The organism is Colwellia psychrerythraea, assembly GCF_000764185.1.
GTDB lineage: Bacteria > Pseudomonadota > Gammaproteobacteria > Enterobacterales > Alteromonadaceae > Colwellia > Colwellia psychrerythraea_B.
In genome coordinates, this window is sequence record NZ_JQEC01000025.1 from 1 (window position 1) to 6,933 (window position 6,933).

Below are 6,933 nucleotides of genomic sequence, written 5' to 3' on the forward strand. Positions count from 1 at the left end.
TGATCTTCCCCCGATAAAACGGACACATTTTTTTTCACGCTGCCAGGGCTTCATATTCTATTGGCGAACAATAATTTATCCCTGAATGCAGCCTCGAAACATTGTAGTATTTGTTAATGTAACTTCCAAGTGTTCCGCGCAGTTCTTTATCACTATTAAATACATTACCGCGAATAACTTCGGTCTTCATTGAATGGAAAAATGACTCCATATGCGCATTATCAGTACATTTACCCGCTCGGCTTAAGCTATGTGTAATACCTGCTCGTTTTAAAGCCGTTTGAAAAACATTACCTCGATATTCCACACCTCGGTCTGTATGCAGCATTAAACCACCTTGAGGTCTTCGGTTCTTTATTGCATTTTTTAGTGTTCGTTTGGTGACTTCCATCGTTCTCTTTTTATCTAAACTCCAGCTAATAATACGCCGTGAATATAAATCCATTATTACCGATAAATAACGCCATATACCTTTCACTTTCAAATACGTGACATCTGCTACCCATACTTTATTTTTAACCAATGGCACTTCACCATCAGGTCGTAAGTTTTTACCTGTCGTAAGGAAGCGCTTATAAAACGCAGAGCGTGTCGTCACGCGCATCACTCGAGCGACCAAGCCAAGTGCACGATACAAGCGTTCAACACGTTTTTTACCTATGCTGTATCCTTGCTTTTGCAAGGCTTTAAATATGCGGGGACTACCATAGCGTCCTTTATTCTCAGTGAATATTTGCTGAATTTTCTTTTTAAGTTCAACATCCTCTATCGCTCTAGCACTTGGTTGACGTTCACACCAATCGTAATAGCCACTTTTAGAAACATCAAAAAACTTCAGTAATCTCGTTACCTTTATGTCGGCTCTGAGTTTTTCGATGAATCGATATCGGCTTGATGTTCCTCGGCAAGAAACCGTTGCCACTTTTTTAGGATATACAGCTCCTCCTTGAGCTGTTTATTTTCACGTTCTAGTTGTTGTTCTTTGGTAAGTACTTTTTTGGCTTTTGATTGGCCAGCCACTTTTTTTCGTTTATCAGCCACAATGATCCCTTCACGATATTCTTTTCGCCATCGTGACAGCATAAACGGGTGTATGTCGAGTTTTTCAGCGACTGATTTTATTGTGACGCCAACAACATAACTTAATTGAATAGCGTTGACTTTGAAGTCATTTGAATACTTCCAAGTTCGTCTTGGATTGTTGTACTTAGGCATAAGACACCTCATCTTTAGTTAGATTTTGGTGTCCGTTTTATCGGGGGAAGATCATCATTGTCCTTTTAAACGACTTGTTAGGTTTTTATTCCTGTTTCTTCAACACAAGCTTTAACATATGAATCGAATGAAATTGAACCTGAAGGTAATAATTCATCACTTAATGTAGGGTACATTGCTTGTTTTGTAATACCAATAGATGAAAGATAATCCATTACTTCTTGTTTTAGGAATATTGGGATATCGACTTTAAGTTGAGACCCCCAGCCACCGCTAGGTTGCCAGCACTCCATCATATGCATGACTTTATCATATGGAAAAACTTCCGAGTAATATACAAAGCATCCTTTCTGAGCATTTATTCTTAAATTAATACTTCTATCTATTTCACCAATAGAAGGGACTTTTATGCCTCGATCCCCTTTTATTAAGGTAGTAGCCTCTTTCCATAGCTCATCCCTATCAACGAAATGGTGCTGACATGCTGCCGTTATAATTGATTGAGCATAAAACCAAGGTGTTGTTTTAAACCATGAAACATAACCAGTTTCTGGTGGCGTTTCATAATCAAAAGCAAAAAATAATGCGATGTTTGGGTCAAAAGTAAAATCAATTAAATTAGTTGGTAATTCGTAGTGTTGAGCCAAGTACATGACTTGAGAAAAGTTTAACTGCAAATTATTTACATCCCCTAATTTGTTAGAGAATTCATCAATGATCTGTTCAGCAAGTTCATGGTAATGAACTCGTTGTTCAAAGCCCTGTTTTGCTTTTTCTTCTATTGCTTTAAAATCTTCAATGAGTGTGGCTTCTTCACTACTCGGGTTATTTTTAATATACCAACGAGAATATGACGATTGAATTAACCAATCGGAATTGGCTTGACCACGAAATGCAGTAGGCAACTTATCAGATATAGGAATAGATATAAGTTTTAAAAGTTCTGGGAAGTCTTTCACTACCTTTGAATATAATCGCCGATGTTCTTTCATACTCTAAAAACCTAACGCCCACATTAAGGGGCTTTTTATTAGTTTGCTAAAATAGCGAGGAACGAAGCGCAGCCAACTGTTAGCAGTCCGTTTTAAGCAGCTTGTTAAGTGGCTGATACTCTTGACTTTACAGAGTCAAAACTTTCAGCGCTAGTGTTAATTTTGCCACCTAAATATATTATCACTTCTCTTGCTCCTGAACCGACAGCAAGTTCCCGTAGTACGCGGTCTTCTATTGAAGTTAAACCACCTTCCACTTTTTCAAGTTGGTGCATAATGATTCTTGGTGCAGGTCGAATTCTAGATTTATGGATTTGATAGATTCCATGTTGGATAATTTTCTCAGCAAGCATAAAGTCTGCAACAAATGATCTAGGGTGCTTAAAAGGGTTAGTTACTGTGATATTGCTAGCAGTTTCCCGTTTTGCTTCTGTTCCTATAGCTTTTACAATTTCACCTTTTTTGGTGTTTTCTACAGCAATATATGGCTCTTCTTCAAACTTTATATCTGACGAAAAAACCTTAATTGAAATTTTACTTTCACTTAACTCAACAAGTAAATCATTCGAGAAAAGACTTCTAATATATGTGAACAATACTCTCGGCCTCCGAGCCACTTACCGCCTCATTAAGAGGCAAAAAATAGTTGGTTAAAATAAGTGACGAAGGAGCAAAAACCAACTGTTTTTTGTCCTTTTGAATGACTTGTATGGATAATAACATCCATAACTAGTGTTCCATTTTAAACCAGTTTAGGTAAAGTGAGACCCAAGCTTTGGCTGCAACCAAAGCCTTTTTATACGATAGTTCGATTGAGTGATGGCTCCTCTGTTGAGAGACCGATAACAAGTGAGAACATCGTATAAAACTCCAAGCAATAAACTCGGATAGTCAACTGGGCCTCGAGCCGGAATTAGCAAGGCAGAGTCAGCTTATTATGAATAGCAAAAATAATCAAAATGAAATTAACGTCGGTGTCGATACAGGTAAAACTCAACTCGATATTTACATTCGCCCGTTAGATATTTACTTCACCGTTTCCAATGATGATAAAGGTATCAACAAAGCGATAAAGGAAATTAAGAAGCATCACCCAACACGTATAGTTATTGAAGCAACAGGACGACTCGAACAAGCCTTTATTATCGTTTGTGCAAAAGAGAAGTTACCGTTTGTTGTCGCCAATCCTGTTCACATCAAAAAGTTTGCAGGTGCCATTGGCCAATTAGCGAAAACAGATAAGCTTGATGCGAAGTTGATTGCTTACTATAGCGAAGCCCTAAAGCCCAAACTATCTACGCTTAAGCCAGAAACACTTAGGAAGATGAGCGACTTATTATCGAGGCGTTGCCAGTTAATGGAAATGCGCACCATGGAGAAAAATAGACTACAAATACTGCCTAAAGCGCTAGAAAGTACGATAAATCCCATACTCACCGTTATCAATAATCAGCTCACAAAAATAGACAACAAGATGATTAAACTAATTGAACAATGTGATGAATATCAAATTAAGAATGACATTATTCAAAGTGTTCCTGGTGTAGGAAATGTTGTCGCGTTTAGCCTATTAAGTAACATGCCAGAGCTTGGTTATATCACCAATAAAGAGGCCGCAGCTTTAGTCGGTGTAGCACCTATAAATCGAGAAAGTGGCTCGTTTAAAGGTAAACGAATGATACGCGGTGGACGTCACCAAATAAGGACAGCAATGTTTATGTCGATGATGTCAGCGATGCAATGTAATCCAGTTTTCAAGGCAACATATCAGCGGTTGGTAGCCGCGGGAAAACCCAAAAAGATAGCCATCATTGCGTGTGTTAGAAAGATGATTGTGATCTTAAATTCAATGGTGAGAGATGGTGTCTATTGGGATTCGAAAATGAATAATAATTAAAAATTGACACCATAGTCACTTGTTAGTTGCCATTGATTTAGCTTTTGTAACCATTTCGGGGTATATCGATATTAGTACAGCTTGAGCGTTCCATTTACCATTATGCTTCTCTAAATAAAACAACGAGACTTCACCTACTCCACTCCCAATACCGCATCCTAATAAAGTGAATGTAGTGGGCGGAGTTTCCCCTTTAATGACCTCAACATCCTCGACTGATATCTGCTGCGGCCCTGTTCCTACCGTTATACTCCCACTTTTACTTTTTTCGTTAGACAAGACTTTTGCTATGAAAACATAATCGGCTTTTTTATATTCATTTTCAACGTCTGGAGGTCGCCTATGCCGACAAGCTTCCGAAAACTCACAAATGAACAGTAGCATTAATGCAAAATATTTCACACGGACTCCGGTTTACTTGGCAACTAACGTCAAGCTAAGCGGAAAAATACAGTTAGGCTAAACTGCGCGGAGCGCGAGCCAACTGTAATTTTTCCGTTTGAGCGCCTTGTTATGCGCTGGATGTGATTACCACAAACAACGCCATTTATATAAGGTTTCGTGGCAGCCCGACCGTAGAGTTAAAAAACTCCCACGCAGCGCGACACACCAAACCGTGAATTTTGAGCCACTTATTTTAAGTCGCGTTTATCGCCAAAACTAGACTGGCGAAAAACTGTTTAGCCAAAAGCTGAAACAGAATATTTTGCACTTAAGCTACCAAGATAAAGAAAAGGCAACAAGCGCAGTAATCTTTGTAAAACACCAACCGTGAAAAATAAATAAAATTGAAATAAGGCTGACGCATAACGCCTCACTAAGAGGCGAGTAATTGTTGGCTAAAATGTGAAGCGAAGCGGAACCGAGCCAACTGTTACGAGTCCTGCTTTAGTGACTTGTTATGTTTACGTATTGCACAAGCTTTTTAATTTCCAGCAAAATAGGTGGATACGTTATTAAAACACAATATTAAATGACCACCTAGATCAATGAATAAATACCAAATAGATGCAGAAAGCATAAATAAGCCCACGAACAATGTTTCATATGGTGATTTACCATAAAACTCTGTATCAACGAGCTTATGATATGGCGTGTTATCTTGTTTAGTTAAGAATCTAATTGAAACGAAGGTGTAACTAATACCCATAGGTAGCCCTACAAGAATAATGCCTAAGGTAAATGACGTATAAAGTAAAAAATCTACCCAAGTATTAACTTCCAACTAACCTCCGATTGCCGCTCTATAGTGATTGTAAACATAGACATAATGACTCCCACGAGGTGCTAGCCTCCAGATTCGTGGGTTAGTAAAACCAGAGCCATAATATATGTGTTAAACAATATAAACTGGAGGCTAACATGTACAAATATAACATACTTTTCATCGGCTTAGATACCCATAAAGTGTCTACCGAAGTGGCACATGTAGAAGACCAACGTGGTGCAAAACCCGTTCATTATGGAAAAATAAAAACGACCAAAGCAGCCATTACAAAATTGGCTCGGCAATATCAATCCAAATACCCACAGGCGACACTACATTTTGTTTATGAAGCAGGCCCCTGTGGTTATTGGATTTACCGATTACTGACCAGCTTGAGTCATTGCTGCTATGTCGTTGCCCCCTCATTAATTCCAAAGAAACCAGGAGATAAAGTAAAAACTGACAAACGTGATGCGTTGAAATTAACCAAACTGCTTAAGGATGAAGAATTAACACCCATATATGTGCCAGAGCCTGAAGACGAAGCAATACGCGACCTATCAAGGGCAAGAGAAACAGCGATGAAAGACTTAAAGGATGCTAAATATCAACTTAAGGCCCTATTTCTTCGTAATAACATCAGCTGTAAGGTCAACGATAATTGGTCACTTCAACACCTTCGTTGGTTGACTGAGCTCATTTTACCTCACCCAAGCCAACAAATCGTTTTGCAAGAAATGATACAAGTTATCACTGAGCGAATACAGCGAGAGAAACGACTGGCCAATGAATTATTTCATCAGGTGAAGTCGTGGCGGTTTTATCCTGTAGTTAAAGCACTTCAAGCCGTCAGAGGTGTTCGACTGCTTATCGCAACGGGTATTGTCGCAGAGCTTGGCGATTTAAGGCGCTTTGACCATCCAAAAAAGCTCATGTCGTATCTAGGATTAGTCTCAAAAGAGCACAGCAGTGGTGATAAACGGCGGTTAGGTAGCATTACCAAATGTGGCAATGGACGAGCAAGGCGTTTACTTGTTCAAGGCGCTCATACATATAAGCACAAAGCCAATATATCGACAGAATTACAAAAGCGTCAGGAAGGCTTACCCAAAGAAATTACCGATATTGCTTGGCAGGCCCAACTTAGGCTGTGCCGACGATACAATCGGCTGCTGAGTAGAGGAAAACATCGTAATGTCGTGGTGATAGCCATTGCCAGAGAGATGGCCGCTTACCTGTGGGCTATTGCCCGTGAAGTAGTCATTACGCCAGTTGATACACGATTAAGAATATCGAGAGTACCTGCATGATAAAAAGTTTTGAGTTAGCGCATTGGGTCAAGCATCGGCTGTGGCATAACCACCGAGGGCGTTAGGCTGGCAACGGTATTTATTATCGTTGAACCACGAGCATAGACTGAAATCAGGTGCCACGACGGAATAAGTAAGGTCGGCACTGCTAACCAACAGGTTAGTAATCCACGAATATCAGCATGATAACCGACGAAATTACTTGCTTCATCTATGCGTTAACTCTTTTATTTTAAAAGTAGACATTATGGCTCTAAATTAATGAGCAGGGATCGGTGTATTTAACTTGACGTGGGGAGTCATACCAACGCC

The 6,933-nt window shown here is 39.4% G+C and carries 8 protein-coding genes; 2 read left to right on the forward strand and 6 right to left on the reverse strand.

What is annotated here, in order from left to right:
• Positions 1-34: 34 nt before the first annotated feature.
• The 3 genes from GAB14E_RS12030 to GAB14E_RS12015 all read right to left on the reverse strand — a co-directional run bounded on the left by GAB14E_RS12030 (position 35) and on the right by GAB14E_RS12015 (position 2,803).
• Positions 35-1,215 (reverse strand): IS3 family transposase gene (locus tag GAB14E_RS12030; protein WP_156115705.1). Its coding sequence is split into 2 segments (ribosomal slippage): positions 35-930 and positions 930-1,215, totalling 1,182 coding nucleotides; the frame shifts between segments, so codons are not numbered across the junction.
• A 77-nt stretch (positions 1,216-1,292) separates the two neighbouring features.
• A complete protein-coding gene (locus GAB14E_RS12020; RefSeq protein WP_033082299.1) occupies positions 1,293-2,207 on the reverse strand; it encodes an FRG domain-containing protein in 915 nt (304 codons plus the stop codon).
• 104 nt (positions 2,208-2,311) lie between these two features.
• Positions 2,312-2,803: a rod shape-determining protein gene (locus GAB14E_RS12015; RefSeq protein WP_033082300.1), complete on the reverse strand. Its 492-nt coding sequence runs from the start codon at positions 2,801-2,803 to the stop codon at positions 2,312-2,314.
• 341 nt (positions 2,804-3,144) lie between these two features.
• Here GAB14E_RS12015 and GAB14E_RS12010 point away from each other — a divergent pair, with 341 nt between their 5' ends.
• Positions 3,145-4,104 (forward strand): IS110 family RNA-guided transposase, encoded by a 960-nt coding sequence (locus GAB14E_RS12010; protein WP_033082301.1) that lies wholly within the window; start codon positions 3,145-3,147, stop codon positions 4,102-4,104.
• A gap of 15 nt (positions 4,105-4,119) precedes the next feature.
• On the opposite strand, the gene GAB14E_RS12005 is transcribed toward GAB14E_RS12010, so the two are convergent.
• Together GAB14E_RS12005 and GAB14E_RS12000 are read right to left on the reverse strand one after the other, a co-directional pair.
• Positions 4,120-4,506: a hypothetical protein gene (locus GAB14E_RS12005; RefSeq protein WP_033082302.1), complete on the reverse strand. Its 387-nt coding sequence runs from the start codon at positions 4,504-4,506 to the stop codon at positions 4,120-4,122.
• A 523-nt stretch (positions 4,507-5,029) separates the two neighbouring features.
• A complete protein-coding gene (locus GAB14E_RS12000; protein WP_033082303.1) occupies positions 5,030-5,329 on the reverse strand; it encodes a hypothetical protein in 300 nt (99 codons plus the stop codon).
• A gap of 137 nt (positions 5,330-5,466) precedes the next feature.
• On the opposite strand from GAB14E_RS12000, the gene GAB14E_RS11995 reads away from it, so the two are divergent.
• On the forward strand, positions 5,467-6,621 hold the full coding sequence (locus GAB14E_RS11995; RefSeq protein ID WP_033081990.1) for an IS110 family RNA-guided transposase: 1,155 nt from the start codon (positions 5,467-5,469) through the stop codon (positions 6,619-6,621).
• 14 nt (positions 6,622-6,635) lie between these two features.
• Here GAB14E_RS11995 and GAB14E_RS25530 read toward each other — a convergent pair whose 3' ends face one another.
• Complete coding sequence (locus GAB14E_RS25530; RefSeq protein WP_269429112.1) at positions 6,636-6,767, reverse strand: hypothetical protein; 132 nt, start codon at positions 6,765-6,767, stop codon at positions 6,636-6,638.
• Positions 6,768-6,933 lie beyond the last annotated feature (166 nt).

What these genes read in the sequence shown, in the direction of transcription:
- GAB14E_RS12020 (WP_033082299.1), bottom strand. Translation starts at nt 2,207, where the DNA reads ATGAAAGAACATCGGCGATTATATTCAAAGGTAGTGAAAGACTTCCCA.
- GAB14E_RS12010 (WP_033082301.1), top strand. Translation starts at nt 3,145, where the DNA reads ATGAATAGCAAAAATAATCAAAATGAAATTAACGTCGGTGTCGATACA.
- GAB14E_RS11995 (WP_033081990.1), top strand. Translation starts at nt 5,467, where the DNA reads ATGTACAAATATAACATACTTTTCATCGGCTTAGATACCCATAAAGTG.